Genomic DNA, 19,023 nt, shown 5'->3' on the forward strand with positions numbered 1-19,023 from the left:
CGCACGGACCGGGGCCGGATGGCGGTGCGGTCGTGGGGCCGAGGAGGCAGATGGGGACGCGAAGGCCCCGGTCAGCGTACCGGAGCACGCCAGCCGGGGCCTTCGCCGTGATCCCGGGGGATCAGCGGGCGTAGTACTCCACGACCATCTGCACGTCGCAGGTCACGGGGACCTCGGCGCGCTTGGGACGGGAGACCAGCTGAGACTTGAGCTCGGACAGCTCGACCGAGAGGTAGCTCGGCACGGCGGCGAGAACGTCGGAGTTGCCGCCCTCGGCAGCGACCTGGAAGGGCTCCATGGCCTGCGACTTGGGCTTGATCTGGATGGTCTGGCCCGGCTTCACGCGGAAGGAGGGGCGGTCCACCAGCTTGCCGTCGACCAGGACGTGGCGGTGCACGACGGCCTGACGGGCCTGCAGGATGGTGCGGGTGAAGCCGGAGCGGAGCACGAGCGCGTCCAGTCGCATCTCGAGGAGCTCGACCATGCTCTCGCCGGTCAGGCCCGGCTGCTTCTTCGCGTCCAGGTAGGAGCGGTGCATCTGCTTCTCGCGCAGGGCGTACTGCGCGCGCAGACGCTGCTTCTCGCGGAGGCGCACGGCGTAGTCGGACTCGGTGCGGCGGCGGGCGCGGCCGTGCTCGCCGGGCGGGTACGGACGCTTCTCGAAGTACTTGACGGACTTCGGGGTCAGCGGGAGCCCGAGTGCTCGGGACAGACGCGCCTGGCGGCGCGCGCGGGTGACGTTGGTCACGAGGTCTACCTCTTGTTGTCGACGGGGGTTGAATCCAATGAAGCAGCCGCGGATTCAGCGACCCAGACTAGCGCAGCCCCGCTCGCGGCTCAACGGCTCGCGGCGCAGGTCGCACCGCGCTTCCTGTGGAGTGCCTCACGCCGTGCCGCCGTCGCCGCTCCCACCGGCGCCGTTCCCGCCGTCGCGACCTCGCACGATCCGCCGCAGGGCCTGCACGCGCTGGGCCACCCGGCCCTCGGGGCCGGACTCCCGCGGGCGGTAGTAGTCCGTCCCGACGAGCTCGTCCGGCGCGTACTGCTGCGGGACCACGCCGTGCGGCGAGTCGTGCGCGTAGCGGTACTCCGCGCCGTGACCGAGGCTCTTGGCCCCGGAGTAGTGGGCGTCGCGCAGGTGCGGGGGGACCACCCCGGCGCGGCCGGAGCGGACGTCCGCGATCGCCTCGTCGAGCGCCTTGTACGCGGCGTTGGACTTCGGGGCCGTCGCGATGTGCACGACCGCCTGGGCGAGCGGGATGCGCCCCTCGGGCATGCCCAGCATCTGCACGGCCTGCATGGCGGCGACGGCGACCTGCAGCGCGGTGGGATCGGCCATGCCGACCTCCTCGCTCGCCGCGATGACGACCCGGCGGGCGATGAAGCGCGGGTCCTCCCCTGCCTCGATCATCCGGGCCAGGTAGTGCAGCGACGCGTCCACGTCGCTGCCGCGCATCGACTTGATGAAGGCGCTCGTGACGTCGTAGTGCTGGTCCCCGGCGCGGTCGTAGCGCAGCGCAGCGCGGTTCACGGCCTGCGCGAGCACCTCCGCGTCGACGACGGGCGGGTCCTTGGTGAGCGCGGCGGCGGCGGCCGCCTCGAGCGAGGTGAGGATCTTGCGCGCGTCCCCGCCGCCCAGGCGCAGCAGCGCCTCCCGGGCGTCGTCGGTGAGCTCGACCGCACCGCCGAGCCCCTTCTCCTCGGCGAGGGCACGGTCCACGAGCGTGTCGAGGTCGGCGCGCTCGAGCGGTTCGAGGGTGAGCACGATCGAGCGGGACAGCAGCGGCGAGATGACGGAGAAGTGCGGGTTCTCCGTCGTCGCGGCGATGAGGGTGACCCAGCGGTTCTCGACGCTCGGCAGCAGCGCGTCCTGCTGGGACTTCGAGAAGCGGTGCACCTCGTCCACGAAGAGCACGGTCTCCTTGCCGGTGGTGCGCAGGCGACGACGTGCCGCGTCGACGACGTCGCGGATGTCCTTGACCCCGGCGAGCACCGCGGAGACCTCCACGAACTCCCGGTCACCGGAGCTCGCGACGACGTACGCGAGGGTCGTCTTCCCGGTCCCGGGCGGGCCCCAGAGGATCACCGAGGACGGCGCGGTGCGGGAGTCGTCGGCCGCGACCAGGCGTCGCAGCGGGCTGCCGGGGTCGAGCACCTGGTGCTGCCCCACGACCTCGTCGAGGGACGCCGGGCGCATGCGCACGGCGAGCGGCGCCCGGTGGTCCCGGTTGCCCTCGCTCAGGGTGCGCGGCGCGGGGGCGTCCCCGCCCAGCGAGAAGAGGTCCTCGTCCATGCTCTCCAGGGTAGGCGCGGGCTCAGACGATGCCGCGGGAGGCGAGCTCGCGGGCGATCCGACCCGGCCAGCCGGGACCCTCGTAGATGAGGGCCGTGTAGCCCTGGACGAGATCCGCACCGGACTCGAGCCGCTCGGCGACGTCCGCGGCGGTGGTCACGCCGCCGCAGCTGATGACGACGGTCTCCGCCGGCAGCTCGCGGCGCAGCAGGCGCAGCACCTCGAGGGAGCGCCGCGCGAGCACCGGGCCGGAGAGTCCGCCCGCGCCGATCGACTCGACGAGCCCGCGGTCGCTGCGGAGGTCCGCCGGGCGGTCGATCGTGGTGTTGGTGGCGATGACGCCGGCGAGACCGACGTCCGTCGCGAGCCGCGCGACGGCGACGACGTCCTCGTCGTGGAGGTCGGGGGCGATCTTCACGAGCACCGGGACGTCCCGGCGCAGTCGCCGCTCCGCGGAGTGCGCCTCCTCGAGCACGGCGGCGAGCACCGGGCGCAGCGCGTCCACCGACTGCAGGTCGCGCAGGCCCGGGGTGTTCGGGCTCGAGACGTTGATCGCGAGGTAGCTCGCGTAGGGGGCGAGCAGGCGCGCCGAGGAGCGGTAGTCGTCCGCCGCGTCGTCGAGCGCCGTCGCCTTGTTCTTGCCGATGTTCACGCCGATCACGGCGCGCTGGCCGCGCTCGGTGCGACGAGCCCGGGCGAGGCTCTTCGCGAGGGCCCGGGCCCCCTCGTTGTTGAAGCCCATGCGGTTGATGAGGGCGCGGTCCGGGATGAGGCGGAAGCTCCGCTTGCGCGGGTTGCCGGGCTGCGGCCGCGCGGTGACGGTCCCCACCTCGACATGGCCGAAGCCGAGGTCCAGCAGCGCCAGCGGCACGACGCCGTCCTTGTCGAACCCGGCGGCGAGACCCAGCGGGGAGGCGTGCTCGGCGCCCAGCACGGTGCGCGTCGGCCGTGGGTCGCGCGCCGGGTGCGGGGTACCGAAGAGGGTGCGCAGCAGGGCGTGGCCCCCGGGCAGGGACTGCGCGAGACGCAGGGCGTCGATCGTCAGATGATGGGCGCGCTCCGGGTCGATCCGTCGCAGGACGTGCTGGAACAGTGCCTCGTAGGCGGTGCTCGAGGAGGAGTCGGCGGTGGTCACGGCCCTACCGTACGCGGTCATCGGCCCTCCCCCGTGGTCGGTCCCGCGTCCCGTCCGCGGCGGGCGCCGCGCCTGCTGCGCGCGATGTGCGCGAGCGCGGCGAGCGGCAGCACGAGCGGCACGAAGCCGTACCCGATCCCGAAGTCGGACCACACCGTGGGCTCGGGGAACAGCGCCGGGTCCGCGAGGGTGAGCGTCCCGACGGCGACCACCCCCACCAGCTCGACGATCACGAGGGCGAGGGCGAGCGGCGAGCGCGGGCCGCGCAGCGCGAAGGTCAGCGTGACGGCGATGTAGGTGAGCGCGGCCACCAGGGAGAGCGAGTACGCGACGGGCGCGCGGTCGAACTCGCGGAGGATCTGCACGAGCGAGCGGGCGGTCGCGGAGAGCGCGAACAGCCCGTACACGAAGACGAGGAGGGTCGTGAGACCGCGGGAGGGGCGCGCGCTCATGCGAAGCCCCCCGCCCAGATCTGCGGGAGCCGCATCATGAGCACCATCTCGGTCACGGCCGCCGCGCCGATCACGAGGCTCCCCCAGCGCGTGCGCTCCCAGAGGCCCGCCCATCCGCCCGCGAGCGGGAGCACGAGACCGGTGAGCAGGTAGCCGTAGAGCGTCACGGGGTCGTCGACGCTCCCGCCGCCCAGGTCGCGGGCCAGCAGGGCGCCTCCCATCACCGCCCACACGAGGAGCGTCAGGGCGCTCGCCCCGAGCAGCACGAGATCCGCGCTCAGGTCCCGCACCGTGTAGTAGACGGCGAGCAGCGCCGTCAGCGCGCCCACCACGTAGACCAGGGTGCTGAGCACCGCCATGTCCGGTCCGTCCTCGTCCTGCCGCCGTGCCGGTGTCCGGGGCCTCCCCGGCGGCGGGGAGCCCGGGCCCGGGAGCAGTCGCCCCGTGGGCGCCGGACCGGTGCCTACGATAGATGCCATGCCTTCGATCACCGTTTCCGATGCCAGTGTGACCTCCGTCGACACGGACGTCCTGGTCCTCCCCCTGCTCCGCGGCGCCGACGGCGCCCCGTCGGTCGTGCCCGGCGAGGACGCCGTCACCGCGGCCGTCGCCGCCCTCTCCCCCTCCGCCGGCCGCGGCGAGACCCATCGCCTCCCCGCCGGAGACCTGACCTCCGCGGGCAGCCTGCTGCTCGTCGGTCTCGGCGCCGAGGAGCTCGCGGACGTCTCCGACCAGGACGTGCGCCTCGCCTACGGCGCGGCCGCCCGGTCCCTCGCGGGTGTCGGCTCCGCCGCGATCGCGCTCCCGGGGGCCACGGCCGAGCAGCTCGCCGCCGCCGTCGAGGGTGCGGCGCTCGGCGCCTACGCCTTCATCGCCCACAAGTCCGAGGCCGCGGGCGCCAAGCCTGCCCTCGGCGCGATCTCCGTGCTCGGCGACCTCGCCCCGGCCGCCGTCGAGCGGGCGGAGATCCTCGCGGACGCCGTCGCCGCCGTGCGCGACCTCGTCAACACCCCGCCGAACCTGCTGTACCCGGCGGCCTTCGCCGAGCGCGCCCAGGAGCTCGCCGCGGATCTCCCGCTCACCGTCACCGTGCTGGACGAGGAGCAGCTCGTCGCGGGCGGCTACGGCGGCATCGTCGGCGTGGGGCAGGGCTCGGCCCGCCCGCCGCGCCTGGTGAAGGTCGAGTACGCCCCCGCGGGCGCGGCCTCCTCGGTCGCCCTCGTGGGCAAGGGGATCACCTTCGACACCGGCGGCATCTCGCTCAAGCCGCCGGCCGGCATGGAGGAGATGACCTCCGACATGGCCGGCGCCGCGACCGTCCTCGGCGCGACCCTCGCCGCCGCGCGCCTGGGCCTCCCCGTCGCCGTGACGACCTACCTCGCCCTGGCCGAGAACATGCCCGGCGGCGGCGCCCAGCGTCCCGGGGACGTCGTCACGATGCGCAACGGCCGCACGGTCGAGGTGCTCAACACCGACGCCGAGGGCCGCATGGTCATGGCCGACGCCCTCGTCGACGCCGCGGCCGGCGAGCCCGACCTCGTCATGGACGTGGCGACGCTCACGGGTGCGGCGGTCGTCGCGCTCGGCCAGCGCACCGCCGCGGTGATGGGCACGGAGTCCGCGCGCGACGAGGTGCTCGCCGCCTCCGCCGCGACCGGCGAGCCCTTCTGGCCCCTGCCCTTCCCCGAGGAGCTGCGCCCCGCGCTCGACGGCCTCGTCGCGGACCTCCGCAACATGGGCGCCGGCCGCTGGGGAGGCGCCCTCACCGCGGGCGTGTTCCTCCAGGAGTTCGTGGGGGACGTGCCGTGGGCCCACCTCGACATCGCCGGTCCCGCCTACGCCGACTCCCCGTTCGGCTACATGGGCAAGGGCGCGACGGGCATGAGCATGCGCACCGTGCTCTCCGTGCTCGAGCAGCGCGCCGGACGCGCCTGAGCAGACCGGCCGACGCGCCGTGGGGGCCGGACCGACCGTCGGGTCCGGCCCGCCACGGAGCGGACGCCGCTCAGGTCACTCCCGACGAGGCCCCGACTGGGCCTCATGAGCCCCTGACGTGGCCTAGCATGGACCCCGCAAGCGGCAGCGTCGGCCACGGGGCCGGCAGCCGTGCCGCATGATCCCCCTACGCACCGAGGAGCACACAGGTGGCGGATACAACCACTGACCAGTACGACGTCGTGATCCTGGGCGGTGGCAGCGGCGGGTACGCGACCGCGCTGCGCGGCGCCCAGCTCGGCCTCAGCATCGCCCTCGTCGAGAAGGACAAGGTCGGCGGCACCTGCCTGCACCGCGGCTGCGTCCCCACGAAGGCCCTCCTGCACGTCGGCGAGGTCGCCGGCACCCCCTCCGAGGGCTCCGCCCTGGGCCTGGACATCACCCTGAACTCCGTGGACTACTCGAAGGTCCTCGGCTTCAAGGACAAGATCATCGGCCGTCTGTACAAGGGCCTCCAGGGCCTCGTGAAGTCCTCGAAGGTCGAGTACGTCGAGGGCTACGGCAGGCTCACCGGCAAGAACACCGTCACCGTCGAGACCGAGGGCGGCACCCGCACCCTCACCGGCAAGAACGTCGTGCTCGCCTCCGGCTCCTTCTCCAAGACGCTCCCCGGCCTCGAGCTGGGCGGCCGCATCATCGACTCCGAGGCCGCGCTGCAGCTCACGGACATGCCGAAGAACCCCATCATCCTGGGCGGCGGCGTCATCGGCGTCGAGTTCGCCTCGGTGTGGAAGTCGCTCGGCGCCGAGTCCGTCACGATCATCGAGGGTCTGCCCCACCTGGTCGCCAACGAGGACGAGGCGCTCTCGAAGGCCCTCGAGCGCGCCTACAAGAAGCGCGGCATCGCCTTCTCGCTCGGCATCTTCTTCGAGAAGGCCGAGCAGACCGCCGACGGCGTCAAGGTCACCCTCGCCGACGGCACCGTGTACGAGGGCGACTACCTCCTCGTCGCCGTGGGCCGCGGTCCGAACACGAAGGGCCTCGGCTACGAGGAGCAGGGCATCGAGATGGACCGCGGCTTCGTGCTCGCGGACAAGCAGACCCTCGAGACGAACGTCCCCGGCATCCACGCCGTCGGCGACATCGTCCCCGGCCTCCAGCTCGCGCACCGCGGCTTCGCCCAGGGCATCTTCGTCGCGGAGCGCATCGCCGGCCTGAACCCCGCGCCGATCGTCGAGTCCGGCATCGAGCGCATCACCTACTGCGAGCCGGAGCTCGGCTCCGTGGGCCTCACCGAGAAGCAGGCCAAGGAGCAGTTCGGCGAGGAGGGCGTGCAGTCCTACGAGTACAACCTCGGCGGCAACGGCAAGTCCCAGATCCTCAACACCACCGGCTTCATCAAGCTCGTGCGCGAGAAGGACGGCCCGATCGTCGGCGTCCACATGATCGGCACGCGCGTCTCGGAGCTCATGGGCGAGGCCCTGCTCATGGTGAACTGGGAGGCGTACCCCGAGGACGTCGCCTCGCTGATCCACGGCCACCCCTCGCAGCACGAGGCCATGGGCGAGGCCGCCCTCGCACTGGCCGGCAAGCCCCTCCACGCCCACGCCTGAGCCTGACGACTCCCGAAGGAGACACCTGATGTCCGAAACCGTCAAGATGCCCGCACTGGGCGAGTCCGTCACCGAGGGCACGGTCACCCGCTGGCTGAAGAGCGTCGGCGACACCGTCGAGGTCGACGAGCCCCTGCTCGAGGTCTCGACCGACAAGGTCGACACCGAGATCCCCTCCCCCGTCGCCGGCACCATCGAGCAGATCCTGGTGCAGGAGGACGAGGACGCCGAGGTCGGCGCCGATCTCGTCGTGATCGGGGACGGCTCGGGCTCCGGCGCCGCCGATTCCGGCGACTCCGGCGCCGAGGCCCCGGCCGAGGAGGCCCCCGCGGAGGAGCCCGCCGCCGAGTCCTCCCAGGGTGAGGACCTCGCCTCCGACGAGACCGCCGCTCCCTCGACCGACACCCCCGCGTCCGAGGAGAAGCCGGCCGCCGGCGGCTCCGGCGAGGGCCAGGAGGTGACGATGCCCGCGCTCGGCGAGTCCGTCACCGAGGGCACGGTCACCCGCTGGCTGAAGAGCGTCGGCGACACCGTCGAGGTCGACGAGCCCCTGCTCGAGGTCTCGACCGACAAGGTCGACACCGAGATCCCCTCCCCCGTCGCCGGCACCGTGATCGAGATCCGCGTCCAGGAGGACGAGGACGCCGAGGTCGGTGCCGTGCTCGCGATCGTCGGCGACTCCTCGGGCTCCGCCCCGGCGGCCGCCCCGGCCGCCCCTGCGCCCGAGGCGAAGGTCGAGGAGAAGGCTCCGGAGCCCGCGGCCGAGGAGAAGCCGGCCGCAGCCCCTGCGCCGAAGGAGACCCCGGCCCCTGCCCCGGAGAAGGCCCCGGCCGCTCCGGCGGCGCCCGCCGCTCCCGCCCCGCAGGCCGATGCCTCGGTCTCCGGCGCGGAGTCCTCCGGCTACGTGACCCCGCTCGTGCGGAAGATGGCGGCCGAGGCCGGCATCGACCTCTCCACGGTCTCCGGCACCGGCCTCGGCGGCCGCATCCGCAAGCAGGACGTCCAGAAGGCGATCGACGCGCAGGCGCAGCAGCAGGCGGCCCCGGCCGCCTCGGCTCCTGCCGGCGCCCCCGCCACGGCAGCCGCTCCGGTCGAGGTCTCCCCGCTGCGCGGCACCGAGGAGAAGATGACCCGCATCCGCAAGGTCACCGCCAAGCGGATGATGGAGTCGCTGCACTCCATGGCCCAGCTGACCACCGCGGTCGAGGTCGACATGACCCGCGTCGCGAAGCTCCGCGGCCGTGCCAAGGACTCCTTCGCCCAGCGCGAGGGCGCCAAGCTCACCTTCCTGCCGTTCATCATGCAGGCGGCGGTCGAGGCGCTGAAGACCTACCCGAAGCTCAACGCCACGATCGACGGCGAGACGATCCGCTACGGCGCGTCGGAGAACATCGGCATGGCGGCGGACACCGAGCGCGGTCTCGTGGTCCCGGTCATCAAGAACTCGGGTGACCTGAACCTCGCGGGCCTCGCCCGCCAGATCGGCGACCTGGGCGCCCGGGCGAAGGGCAACAAGCTCACCCCGGACGATCTCCAGGGCGCGACCTTCACGATCACGAACACCGGTTCGGGCGGCGCCCTCTGGGACACCCCGATCGTCCCGGACCCGCAGGTCGGCATCCTGGGCTGCGGCACCATCGTGAAGCGCCCGGCGGTCGTGCAGAACGCGGAGGGGGACGACTCCATCGCGATCCGCTCGATGATGTACCTGTTCCTCTCCTACGACCACCGCCTGGTGGACGGCGGCGACGCCGCCCGCTTCCTCACCCACATGAAGAAGCGGCTCGAGGAGGGCGCGTTCGAGTCCGATCTCGGACTCTGAGCCCGATCGACGCCCGGCCCGCTCCCCCGCGGGCCTGAGCGAGCACCGATGGCCCGGCATCCTGCCCAGGATGCCGGGCCACCGGCTTTCCTACGCCGCCTCGGCGGAGGCGATGCGCCAGCGGGTGCCGGTCCACTCGAGGTGCAGCACGACGACCGACGGCGCCGTCGCCTCGACAGTGCGCACCGTGCCGTCCTCCTCCTGCACCTCGTGGGCGGGTGTCGAGGTCACGACGCGCAGCGAGGCCGTGCCGGGACCGTCCTCGACCGCGAGCAGCGCGGCCTCCTCGACGACCGGCTCCCCGCCGTGCACCTCGCTGCCGGCGTAGGCGGCGCGCAGCGCGTCGTCCTCCGCGGCGGCGTCGCTGCCCGGGACGGCGACCGAGGTGCCCGAGGCGCCGGTCACATAGGCGTGGCGCGCCGTGCCCAGCTCGGTGGCGAGCGCCAAGGCGTCGGTGATCTCGGCCGCGTCCGGTGCCTGAGCGGCGGGGGCGTCGGCCGTGACCTCGCCCGCGGTGCCGGTGCCGGCGAGACGCGTCCCCACGACGGCGCATCCGCCGATCAGGACGGCTCCGGCCAGCACCGCGGCGAGGAGGGTCCGCGGGCGTCGCCGGGCCGTCCGACGGACCCGGTCCACGGTGCGATGGCGCAGACCGGCGCGGGATCGCGCTCGTGCGCGGTGCTCCCCGCCGGCGGCGCGGGGCGCCGGGAGCGGGAGTGCGCCCGCCGGGACGGGCCCGGGCCACGGCGGGGACGCCGCCGGTGCGGATTCCGGTGCCGGGACCTCGGGCGGCACCTCCTGGACCTGGTCCCCCGCAGGTCCCGCGTCGCCGGCGTCTCCGGTGATCCTCGCGCCCTCGACGTCCGTCCAGCCCCGCGAGGGGCCGCGGCGTCGGAGCGTCCGGTCGCCGTCCTCGAGCACCGAGTCCGCCCAGAGCCGGTCGAGCTGCCGGTCGCCGATGCTCCCCGAACGCCGGAGCCCGTCGAGCCGGATCGGGGCGACGCCCCCGGAGGCGCGTCGGCCGAGGCCCGTGCCCGGCGGCGCCCCGAGCACCCACCCGCGATCGTGGAGAGCGGCGAGCAGCTCGTCGAGATCCTCCCGCGCCGCCGCCAGCGCCTCGCGCTCCCCGGTGTGCGGGGCGCCAGCGGGGTCGCTGCGGCGCCCGGTCCCGGCACGCACCGGTGCGAGGAGCTCACGCAGGTAGCCCTCCTCCTCGACGGCGAGAACGGCCGGCGCCGCGCGCACCCCGGCCAGCTCGAGCTCGGCGAGCAGCTGCATCTCCTCACGCACCCGGAGCTCCCCCGCGGCGGTGAGCGGTCGCACGCGCACGCCCTGCCGGCCGTCCTCGAGCAGCGTCTCCTCCCGATCCTCCTGGGTCGGGAGGGCGCGGGGAGCGCGTGCTCCGTCGCTGCGTCGGCGTCCGTGCCCCCGTACCCCGGGCTCGTGCCCCACCGGGGTCGGTGAGGGGGCGGCGTCATCCGATGGCTGCATGGCGGCAGTGTCGTCCACGGTGCGTGTCGGGCCCGCTGGTCGTCCACAGTGCGCAGGTCGTGGCCGGAGTAGGGTGGCCGGGTGCTCGACGTGATCCGCCTCGGCCTCAGCGACCCCCGTCCCGGGGAGGACCGCCATGAGGAGTTCGATCTTCCCCCCGGTCCCCTCGAGTACCGGGCCGCGTGGGACCTGCAGCGCAGGATCCATGCCGAGGTCGTCGCCGGCGAGCGGCCGAACACCGTCCTCCTCCTCGAGCACCAGCCCGTCTACACGGCCGGGAAGCTCACGGCGGAGGCCGAGCGGCCGCAGGACGGCGCACCGGTCGTCGACATCGACCGCGGCGGCAAGATCACCTGGCACGGCCCCCAGCAGCTGGTCGGCTATCCCATCGTCACCCTGCCTGCCCCGATCGACGTGGTGGGCCTCGTCCGTGCCCTCGAGCACGCGATCATCGACGTGTGCGACGAGATCGGACTCCCCACGCGACCGGTCGAGGGCCGCAGCGGGGTATGGGTGGTGCGCGACGGCGAGGAGGACCGCAAGGTCTGCGCGATCGGCATGCGCGTCTCGAAGCGCACCACGATGCACGGCTTCGCCCTGAACTGCGCGAACGATCTCTCGTGGGCGCAGAACGTGATCCCCTGCGGCATCGACGACGCGGGCGTGACGAGCATCAGCCGCGAGCTGGGGCGCCAGGTGCCCGTCTCCGCGGTGATCGACGTCGCGGAGGAGCGGCTGCGCGAGCTCGTGGCGGAGCGCACTGCCCCACGGGCGCGCTGAGCCGCCGCCCGCCCTCCATGCTCGATAGACTGCCGTGACAGTCGACTCCGAGGAGGCACGAGGGTGACCATCGCTCCCGAAGGACGGCGCCTGCTGCGCGTCGAGAAGCGCAACGCCGAGGTCCCGATCGAGCGCAAGCCCGAATGGATCAAGACCCGTGCCGTGATGGGCCCCGAGTACAGCGCCATGAAGAAGCGCGTGCACGGGCAGGGTCTGCACACCGTCTGCGAGGAGGCAGGCTGTCCCAACATCTTCGAGTGCTGGGAGGATCGCGAGGCGACCTTCCTCATCGGCGGTGACACCTGCACCCGCCGCTGCGACTTCTGCGACATCGCCACCGGCAAGCCGATGGCCGTGGATCCGATGGAGCCGTTCAAGGTCGCGCAGTCCGTCAAGGAGATGGGCCTGCGCTACTCCACGATCACGGGCGTGGCCCGCGACGACCTGCCCGACGGCGCCGCCGGGCTCTTCGCGCAGACCTGCCGCCAGATCCACGCGATGAACCCCGGCACCGGCGTCGAGCTCCTCATCGACGACATCAAGGGCAACGGCGAGGCGCTCGCCCAGGTCTTCGAGTCCCGGCCCGAGGTGTTCGCCCACAACCTGGAGACGGTGCCGCGGATCTTCAAGCAGATCCGCCCCGCCTTCCGCTACGACCGCTCCCTCTCGGTGATCCGCCTCGCCAAGGACAACGGCATGATCACCAAGTCGAACCTCATCCTCGGGATGGGCGAGACCACCGAGGAGATCGTCGACTCCCTCCAGCAGCTGCACGACGCGGGCTGCGACATCATCACCATCACCCAGTACCTGCGACCGTCGAAGCTGCACCACCCCATCGACCGCTGGGTCAAGCCCGAGGAGTTCCTCGAGCTGTCCCGTGCGGCCGAGGAGATGGGCTTCCTCGGCGTCATGGCCGGTCCGATGGTCCGCTCCTCCTACCGTGCCGGCAAGCTCTGGGCTCAGGCCATGCGCAAGCTCGGCCGTGAGATCCCGGAGAACCTGCGGCACCTGGACGTGGACCAGCCGGCACGGCAGGAGGCGGCGAGCGTCGTCGCCCGCCAGCAGCAGGTCGCAGCGGGCTGACGCCCGACCACCGAGAGGACCGAGTACCACCATGGCCCGCAAGAGCGAGTCCACCGCGCCCCGGGGCGCCGCCGCCGAGAAGCCGAAGAAGGAGCCCGGCCGGCTCAAGCAGATGCTCGAGGTGTTCAAGTACACCCAGAGCGTCGACAAGGCCACCGCGCCGCTGATGATCGGGGCGATCGTGCTCTCGATCGTCGTGTTCGTCCTGCTGAGCTGGCTCGTCTTCGACAGCCCCTGGTACGGCGTGTTCCTGGGTCTGGCCGTGGGCGTGCTGCTCGCGATGATCATCCTCGCCCGTCGTGCGGAGCGTGCCGCGTTCGAGCGGATCAAGGATCAGCCCGGCGCCGCCCTCGCGGCCATGCAGTCGATCCGTCGCGGCTGGAACGTCTCCGAGGAGCCGGTGCAGATCGATCCGCGCAGCCAGAAGATGCTCTTCCGCGCCTCCGGGCGCCCGGGCATCGTGATCGTCGCCGAGGACTCCTCGAACCTGTCGCTGAAGCTCATCGAGAAGGAGCGCCGGGCGATCGGCCGGGTGCTGCCCCATGACGAGGTGCCCATCCACCAGATCGTCGTGGGCGACGGAGAGGGCCAGGTGCCGCTGCACAAGCTGCCCTCGCACATGACGCGCCTGAAGAGGACGCTCACGAAGGACGAGGCGGCGCAGGTGACCAAGCGCCTCGCGGCGCTCCAGCGCTCGATCCGTCAGGCCGTGCCGAAGGGCGTCGACCCGATGCGCGCACGCCCGAACCGCAAGGCAATGCGCGGCCGCTGAGCCCCGGATCGTCTCAGCATCCGGAACCCCGTCGGCTCCTGCCGGCGGGGTTCCGTGCTGTCCGGCGCCCTTCCGGCGGCACCGGCCGGGCCGACGGTGGACGCCCGTGAGACCCCGTTATCTTGTCGTTACCTTCGTTATCGGAACGTTATCTTAATGGACGTGCAGGTCAGAGGCCACATTTGGGCGGTCCATGTGTGCGGATCGGGGCGCCGTCGGCAGTCCCCCGACGGGGCGAGAGGGTGCGCGGGGACGCGCCGCACGCGCATGCCTGCGGACCCCCTCCGCGTCCAGCGGGCGGTCAACGGGTTCGCGGCGCCGGGTCTGCGCCGACGGCCGGGGTGCGTTCGCGGGGGCTCAGGCCCGCACGACTGCGGTCCCGGCGACCGCGTCATGGAGGGGCTGCCGGTCGCGGTTCCAGATCACCGCGGGCAGGACGAGCAGCAGCAGGAGCGTGCGGATCAGCGCGCGCAGCACCATCGGCGAGCGGCCGCTCACCGGGGTCACCCGCAGGCGCAGCAGGAACTGCCCGGGCGTCGCACCGAAAACGGTGATGAGCAGGACGTTCATCGTCGCGAAGAGAACGAGGGTCGCCACGGACTCGTAGTCGAACACGAGGGCGGAGACGACCGAGGCGAGCGCCCAGTCCACGAGCAGCGTCGCGAAGCGGCGGCCCGCCGCGGCGACCGCGCCGGGGCCGTCGGCCGGCAGTCCCCAGGTCGATCCGGGGACGTGCCCGGCCTCGCTCGGGGCGCCGTCCATCCAGCTGCCCAGGTCCTTGCGCTCGATCACGCGCCCAGCCTAGCCGCGGGCGCGGAGCGGTCCCTGGGACCCACCCCGGTCCCCGGCGAGAGGGGGGCGGGACGGGTTCCGGGGCGCCGCGACCGGTCCGCGGGAGCGCAGGGCGACCGCCTTCCCCACGGTCTACGCTGGGCGCACCCGCGAACGGCGCTCATGCTCGGGCGCCGGGACGTCCGGGGGCACGAGATGGCCCCGGGGTGAGACAGCACAAGACGCACCGCCCGGTGCGGATGGAGGAGATGTGTTCAACAATCCCAGCGAGGTCGTGAAGTTCATCGAGGAGGAGGGCGTCGAGTTCATCGACATCCGCTTCTGCGACCTTCCCGGCGTCATGCAGCACTTCAACCTGCCGGCCAGCTCCTTCGACGAGGAGGCCATGGAGACGGGGCAGCTGTTCGACGGCTCCTCCATCCGCGGCTTCCAGGCGATCCACGAGTCCGACATGAAGCTCGTCCCGGACCTGGACACGGCGTACCTGGACCCGTTCCGGGAGCGCAAGACGCTCATCATCAACTTCTCGATCGTGGACCCGTTCACGGACGAGCCCTACTCCCGCGATCCGCGCACCGTCGCCTCCAAGGCGCAGGAGTACCTCACCTCGACCGGCATCGCGGACACCGCGTTCTTCGCCGCCGAGGCCGAGTTCTACATCTTCGACGACGTCCGCTTCAAGACCGGCATCAACTCCGGCTTCTACGCGATCGACTCCGACGAGGCCTCCTGGAACACGGACCGCGACGAGTCCGAGTTCGGCGGCAACCAGGGCTACAAGACCCGCGTCAAGGGCGGTTACTTCCCCGTCCCGCCGAACGACCAGATGGCCGACCTGCGCGACGAGATCTGCGCGATCCTCGGCGACACCGGCCTCGAGGTCGAGCGTGCGCACCACGAGGTGGGCACCGCCGGCCAGCAGGAGATCAACTACCGCTTCAACACGCTGCTCAACGCGGCCGACGACGTCATGAAGTTCAAGTACGTCGTGAAGAACACCGTGTGGGACGCCGGCAAGACCGCGACCTTCATGCCCAAGCCCCTCTTCGGCGACAACGGCTCGGGCATGCACACCCACCAGTCGCTCTGGAAGGACGGCGAGCCGCTGTTCTTCGACGAGCGCGGCTACGGCGGCCTCTCCGATCTCGCCCGCTGGTACATCGGCGGACTGATCGAGCACGCGCCCTCGCTGACGGCCTTCACCAACCCCACGGTGAACTCCTTCAAGCGCCTCGTGCCCGGCTTCGAGGCCCCGGTCAACATGGTCTACTCGGCCCGCAACCGCTCCGCCGCGATCCGCATCCCGGTCACCGGCTCCTCCCCGAAGGCCAAGCGCATCGAGTTCCGTGCGCCCGACCCCTCGGCGAACCCGTACCTGTCCTTCGCGGCGCAGCTCATGGCCGGCATCGACGGCATCCGCAACCGCATCGAGCCGCCCGAGCCGATCGACAAGGACCTCTACGAGCTGCCCCCCGAGGAGCACCAGCTCATCAAGCAGCTCCCGGCGTCCCTCGGCGAGGCGCTCGACGCCCTCGAGGCGGACCACGACTACCTCACCGAGGGCGACGTGTTCCCCGAGGACCTCATCTCGACCTGGATCGAGCTCAAGCGCACCACGGAGATCGATCCGTTCCGCTTCCGCCCGCACCCCCACGAGTTCGAGCTGTACTACGACATCTGAGCCGATCTCGGTGTCCTGACGGGCCCCGGTCCTGCATCCGTGCAGGGTCGGGGCCCGTCCCCTGTCTCGGGGGCCGAACCATCCGCTCGCACCGATCTCGTTCCCGGGGACCCCGGGACACGCGGATAGGCTCGCACCATGTCCCACCCGCGCCACGAGCCCGACCCCTCGCCCCCGGGCGCCGTCCCCCCGGTCGTGCCGGCGCAGGACCTCACCGTGGACCTGGTGGGCACCCCTTTCGCCGCGGCGCTGCGCTGGGCGGTGCACGCACTGGTCTACCTGCTGATCGCGCTCGCGGCGGGGCTCGCGCTCGCCCCGCCCTCGAGCTCGGCGGATCTCCTGCTCGTCGCCCTGCTCGTGGTCCTGGCCTCCGTGTACTCGATCGGTGCGCGTCGGGCACTGCGCCACTCCCCCTCGCCGCGCGGCAGCTGGTGGGCGCTCGGCTACCTCGTCCCCACGGTCCTGGTCTGGGCGGCGACCCTCGTGCTCGACCCGGGCACCGTGTGGATCGCCTTCGGGCTCGACTTCGCCGTGCTGTACGCCCTGCCCACCGCGGGCGGCGTGATCGCGCTGATCGCCGTGACCGTCCTCGCCGTCCTCGGCTACGGCGGGCGGGACGGCAGCCCGAGCGCCGGGGAGATCGTCGGCCCCGTGGTGGGGGCGCTCGTCGCCCTCGCCGTCGTGCTCACGGTGCGAGCCCTGCAGCGAGAGGTGGACCGGCGCACGCGACTGGCCCGCGAGCTCGCCGAGGCCCGGGACCTCATCGCCGAGCAGACCCGCACCGCCGCGACCGCCGCGGAGCGGGACCGGATCGCCCGCGAGCTGCACGACACCGTCGCGCAGTCCTCGCTGTCCATCCAGCTCCTGCTCGATGCAGCCGACGGCGCGCTGCACCGCGAGGACCCGGCGGAGGCTGGACGCCTGCTCGCCGAGGCCCGTGCCGCGGCGCGTCGCACCTCGATGCAGACGCGGCGCTTCGTGGACGACGCGGAGCCCGAGCTCCCCACCCCCGCCGCCCTCCATGCGGAGCTCGAGCGGATCGTCGCGCGCGGCGCGGCGGAGGGCGACCTGGACCTCCGTCTCCGGGACGAGCTGCTCACCGACCCCGCGTGCCCGATGCTCCCCCGCAGCCTCTCGCGCGCCCTCGCCCGGCTCACGGAGAACCTCGTCGCGAACGTGGTGCGGCATGCCGATGCCCGGCAGGCGGTCGTGACCGTCTCCCTGCAGGGGGACGCGGTGCTGCTCGACGTCGTCGATCACGGCCGGGGATTCGACCTCGCGGCGGAGGGGTTCGGCCTGCGCTCGGCCCGGGCCCGCGCCGCCTCGGTGGGCGGGACCCTGCTCGTGGAGTCCGCTCCCGGCGACGGCACCGCCGTGCAGGTCTCGCTCCCGCTCCCGCAGGACACCCCGATCCCCGGTGCCCCCACCGGCTCCACCCGCCCCCAGGAGGACCGATGACCTGCCGTGTGCTGCTCGCCGACGACCACGCGATCGTGCGCCGCGGCCTGCTCGCGGTGCTCGCCGCGGAGGAGGGCATCGAGGTGGTGGGCGAGGCGGGGACCGCCGAGGCCGCTCTCGACCTCGCCCGGCGGGTACTCCCCGACGTCGTCCTGCTCGACCTGCAGTTCGGCGCCGGCACCCGCGGCACCGCCGTGATCGGCCCGCTGCGTGCTCTCGACCCGCCGCCCGCGGTGCTGGTCCTCACGACCTACGACAACGACCAGGACGTGCTCGCGGCGATGGACGCCGGCGCCGCGGGCTACCTCCTGAAGGACTCCCCGGCGGAGGAGCTCGCGACGGCCGTGCGCCGTGCCGGTCGGGGCGCCGGATCTCCCGGTGCCGTGACCGCGTCAGATGCCGTCGGGGCGCAGCTGGACGCGCGGATCGCGCGCCGGCTCCGGGACCGGGACTCGCCGACGGCGCTCAGCGCGCGCGAGCTCGAGGTGCTCGCCCTCGTCGCCGCCGGGCGCAGCAACTCCGCGATCGCGAGCGAGCTGTTCCTGTCCCAGGCGACGGTGAAGACGCATCTGGTGCACGTGTTCGACAAGCTCGCCGTCACGAGCCGCACGGAGGCCGTCGCCGCGGCGCGGGAGCGGGGGATGCTGCGTCCGGAGCACTGAGAGCGGCGGCTCAGCCCAGGTCGTCGAGGCCGCCCTTGGCGCGCAGGAGCGACAGCAGCAGCTCCTTCGGCGTCCCCGCCGCGGGGAGGGCGCAGTCCTCGGGGACGAAGGACCAGGCGGTGCGCAGGGAGCGGAAGACCTCGAACTCGGCGTCCCCGGTGCGCAGCGGCACCGCGGCGAAGCCGCCGCCCTCGGGCAGGTGGATGACGAAGGCGCCCATGAGCTCGGGCATGTCCCGGATCGTGCCGTCGTCGTCGAGCAGGTGCTCGGCGCGGGTGACCGCGACGCCCTGCAGCGCGTAGTCGCCGCGCACCTTCTTCGAGGTCTTGATGTCCGCGCTGAGCACGGTGTTGCCGATCCGCACGATCGCATCGGTCGTGCCGGCGTAGCCCACGGTGTGGTTGACGACGGTCTGCTCGACCTCGACGAACTCCGGCTGGTACGCCTCGAGGAAGGCGCCGTATCCGTCGAGGCGCTCGTCCGCGCGGGCGAGCAGCGTGTCGAGGTCCTTCTCGGTGGCGAAGGCGCCGCTCGCGGAGCGCATCTCGGCGACGATCTCCCCCACCTGCGCCCGCGCCGGGCGCGCGCCGTCGCGTCCCCAGACCTCGCAGGCCGCGTGGACGAGGGTGCCGAAGTCCGCCGCGCCGCGGGTGTGCTCCTCGGCGGCGGCGGCGATCTTCTTCTGCGAGCCCCAGCGGTCACGGGTCACGCGGGAGATCTCCGCACCGGCCCGGTCGGGGTTCCGGGCGAGCCAGGAGTACATCTCGAGCGCGCGCTTGGAGGCCATCGTCGCGTACCAGCCCTGGAGATGGTCCTTCGCGCGCATCCCGGAGACCGTCGTGATCGAGGGATAGACGAGCGGGCCGTCCGGCTCGAGGCGGTACATGCGTCCGCGCGGGGTGTCGGCGCTCAGTCGGGGCGTGGTCATGGCACCTCGGGGTGGTGGAGGAACGGGATGAGGGTGAGGACGGCGGTGCCGGAGGGAGGGACGGCAGCGGGTCCGGGAGCCCGGCCCAGGCTACGCCGGGCCCGGCCTGCGGTGCGGGACGCC

The 19,023-nt window shown here is 72.9% G+C and carries 17 protein-coding genes; 9 read left to right on the forward strand and 8 right to left on the reverse strand.

Going from position 1 to position 19,023, the window contains the following annotated elements; all coding sequences use genetic code 11:
- Positions 1–121: 121 nt before the first annotated feature.
- The 5 genes from rpsD to ABD080_RS11545 form a co-directional block, all read right to left on the reverse strand.
- Positions 122–748, reverse strand: coding sequence for a 30S ribosomal protein S4 (rpsD, locus tag ABD080_RS11525; RefSeq protein WP_343905069.1), 627 nt, complete (start codon positions 746–748; stop codon positions 122–124).
- 135 nt (positions 749–883) lie between these two features.
- Positions 884–2,293 (reverse strand): replication-associated recombination protein A, encoded by a 1,410-nt coding sequence (locus tag ABD080_RS11530; RefSeq protein ID WP_343905071.1) that lies wholly within the window; start codon positions 2,291–2,293, stop codon positions 884–886.
- A 22-nt stretch (positions 2,294–2,315) separates the two neighbouring features.
- The gene (locus ABD080_RS11535) at positions 2,316–3,449 is read right to left on the reverse strand and encodes a quinone-dependent dihydroorotate dehydrogenase (protein WP_377827303.1); all 1,134 of its coding nucleotides are present in this window, start codon (positions 3,447–3,449) and stop codon (positions 2,316–2,318) included.
- A complete protein-coding gene (locus tag ABD080_RS11540; RefSeq protein ID WP_343905076.1) occupies positions 3,446–3,880 on the reverse strand; it encodes a hypothetical protein in 435 nt (144 codons plus the stop codon). Before ABD080_RS11540 ends, ABD080_RS11535 begins: the two co-directional genes overlap by 4 nt.
- The gene (locus tag ABD080_RS11545; protein WP_343905078.1) at positions 3,877–4,239 is read right to left on the reverse strand and encodes a hypothetical protein; all 363 of its coding nucleotides are present in this window, start codon (positions 4,237–4,239) and stop codon (positions 3,877–3,879) included. The genes ABD080_RS11540 and ABD080_RS11545 overlap by 4 nt, the downstream gene beginning before the upstream one ends.
- A 118-nt stretch (positions 4,240–4,357) precedes the next feature.
- On the opposite strand from ABD080_RS11545, the gene ABD080_RS11550 reads away from it, so the two are divergent.
- The 3 genes from ABD080_RS11550 (at position 4,358) to sucB (ending at position 9,250) form a co-directional block, all read left to right on the forward strand.
- Positions 4,358–5,815: a leucyl aminopeptidase gene (locus tag ABD080_RS11550; RefSeq protein ID WP_343905080.1), complete on the forward strand. Its 1,458-nt coding sequence runs from the start codon at positions 4,358–4,360 to the stop codon at positions 5,813–5,815.
- 209 nt (positions 5,816–6,024) lie between these two features.
- Positions 6,025–7,428: a dihydrolipoyl dehydrogenase gene (gene lpdA / locus ABD080_RS11555; RefSeq protein ID WP_343905082.1), complete on the forward strand. Its 1,404-nt coding sequence runs from the start codon at positions 6,025–6,027 to the stop codon at positions 7,426–7,428.
- Between the two features lie 28 nt (positions 7,429–7,456).
- Positions 7,457–9,250, forward strand: a complete 1,794-nt coding sequence (sucB, locus tag ABD080_RS11560; RefSeq protein ID WP_343905084.1) for a 2-oxoglutarate dehydrogenase, E2 component, dihydrolipoamide succinyltransferase — start codon at positions 7,457–7,459, stop codon at positions 9,248–9,250.
- A gap of 90 nt (positions 9,251–9,340) precedes the next feature.
- Here the strand turns inward: sucB and ABD080_RS11565 are convergent, their stop codons facing one another.
- The gene (locus tag ABD080_RS11565) at positions 9,341–10,741 is read right to left on the reverse strand and encodes a hypothetical protein (protein ID WP_343905086.1); all 1,401 of its coding nucleotides are present in this window, start codon (positions 10,739–10,741) and stop codon (positions 9,341–9,343) included.
- Positions 10,742–10,822: 81 nt separating this feature from the next.
- On the opposite strand from ABD080_RS11565, the gene lipB reads away from it, so the two are divergent.
- The 3 genes from lipB (at position 10,823) to ABD080_RS11580 (ending at position 13,379) form a co-directional block, all read left to right on the forward strand.
- Positions 10,823–11,521, forward strand: a complete 699-nt coding sequence (gene lipB, locus ABD080_RS11570) for a lipoyl(octanoyl) transferase LipB (protein ID WP_343905088.1) — start codon at positions 10,823–10,825, stop codon at positions 11,519–11,521.
- Positions 11,522–11,584: 63 nt separating this feature from the next.
- A complete protein-coding gene (gene lipA / locus ABD080_RS11575) occupies positions 11,585–12,607 on the forward strand; it encodes a lipoyl synthase (protein WP_259359850.1) in 1,023 nt (340 codons plus the stop codon).
- Between the two features lie 31 nt (positions 12,608–12,638).
- Entirely contained in the window at positions 12,639–13,379 is a 741-nt protein-coding gene (locus ABD080_RS11580; RefSeq protein ID WP_343905091.1) for a DUF4191 domain-containing protein, read from the forward strand.
- Between the two features lie 357 nt (positions 13,380–13,736).
- Here the strand turns inward: ABD080_RS11580 and ABD080_RS11585 are convergent, their stop codons facing one another.
- The gene (locus ABD080_RS11585; RefSeq protein ID WP_343905093.1) at positions 13,737–14,171 is read right to left on the reverse strand and encodes an RDD family protein; all 435 of its coding nucleotides are present in this window, start codon (positions 14,169–14,171) and stop codon (positions 13,737–13,739) included.
- A gap of 250 nt (positions 14,172–14,421) precedes the next feature.
- On the opposite strand from ABD080_RS11585, the gene glnA reads away from it, so the two are divergent.
- The 3 genes from glnA to ABD080_RS11600 all read left to right on the forward strand — a co-directional run bounded on the left by glnA (position 14,422) and on the right by ABD080_RS11600 (position 17,972).
- Positions 14,422–15,852 (forward strand): type I glutamate--ammonia ligase, encoded by a 1,431-nt coding sequence (gene glnA, locus ABD080_RS11590; RefSeq protein ID WP_137770742.1) that lies wholly within the window; start codon positions 14,422–14,424, stop codon positions 15,850–15,852.
- Between the two features lie 138 nt (positions 15,853–15,990).
- On the forward strand, positions 15,991–17,310 hold the full coding sequence (locus ABD080_RS11595) for a sensor histidine kinase (RefSeq protein WP_343905096.1): 1,320 nt from the start codon (positions 15,991–15,993) through the stop codon (positions 17,308–17,310).
- Positions 17,307–17,972, forward strand: coding sequence for a response regulator (locus ABD080_RS11600; RefSeq protein ID WP_343905098.1), 666 nt, complete (start codon positions 17,307–17,309; stop codon positions 17,970–17,972). The genes ABD080_RS11595 and ABD080_RS11600 overlap by 4 nt, the downstream gene beginning before the upstream one ends.
- Before the next feature lie 10 nt (positions 17,973–17,982).
- Here the strand turns inward: ABD080_RS11600 and ABD080_RS11605 are convergent, their stop codons facing one another.
- Complete coding sequence (locus tag ABD080_RS11605; protein ID WP_343905100.1) at positions 17,983–18,900, reverse strand: PD-(D/E)XK nuclease family protein; 918 nt, start codon at positions 18,898–18,900, stop codon at positions 17,983–17,985.
- Positions 18,901–19,023: the final 123 nt, after the last annotated feature.

This window comes from Brachybacterium rhamnosum, from assembly GCF_039526185.1.
Taxonomy (GTDB): Bacteria; Actinomycetota; Actinomycetes; order Actinomycetales; family Dermabacteraceae; genus Brachybacterium; species Brachybacterium rhamnosum.

What these genes read in the sequence shown, in the direction of transcription:
- ABD080_RS11530 (WP_343905071.1), bottom strand. Translation starts at nt 2,293, where the DNA reads ATGGACGAGGACCTCTTCTCGCTGGGCGGGGACGCCCCCGCGCCGCGC.
- ABD080_RS11535 (WP_377827303.1), bottom strand. Translation starts at nt 3,449, where the DNA reads ATGACCGCGTACGGTAGGGCCGTGACCACCGCCGACTCCTCCTCGAGC.
- ABD080_RS11540 (WP_343905076.1), bottom strand. Translation starts at nt 3,880, where the DNA reads ATGAGCGCGCGCCCCTCCCGCGGTCTCACGACCCTCCTCGTCTTCGTG.
- ABD080_RS11545 (WP_343905078.1), bottom strand. Translation starts at nt 4,239, where the DNA reads ATGGCGGTGCTCAGCACCCTGGTCTACGTGGTGGGCGCGCTGACGGCG.
- ABD080_RS11550 (WP_343905080.1), top strand. Translation starts at nt 4,358, where the DNA reads ATGCCTTCGATCACCGTTTCCGATGCCAGTGTGACCTCCGTCGACACG.
- sucB (WP_343905084.1), top strand. Translation starts at nt 7,457, where the DNA reads ATGTCCGAAACCGTCAAGATGCCCGCACTGGGCGAGTCCGTCACCGAG.
- ABD080_RS11565 (WP_343905086.1), bottom strand. Translation starts at nt 10,741, where the DNA reads ATGCAGCCATCGGATGACGCCGCCCCCTCACCGACCCCGGTGGGGCAC.
- ABD080_RS11580 (WP_343905091.1), top strand. Translation starts at nt 12,639, where the DNA reads ATGGCCCGCAAGAGCGAGTCCACCGCGCCCCGGGGCGCCGCCGCCGAG.
- ABD080_RS11595 (WP_343905096.1), top strand. Translation starts at nt 15,991, where the DNA reads ATGTCCCACCCGCGCCACGAGCCCGACCCCTCGCCCCCGGGCGCCGTC.
- ABD080_RS11600 (WP_343905098.1), top strand. Translation starts at nt 17,307, where the DNA reads ATGACCTGCCGTGTGCTGCTCGCCGACGACCACGCGATCGTGCGCCGC.
- ABD080_RS11605 (WP_343905100.1), bottom strand. Translation starts at nt 18,900, where the DNA reads ATGACCACGCCCCGACTGAGCGCCGACACCCCGCGCGGACGCATGTAC.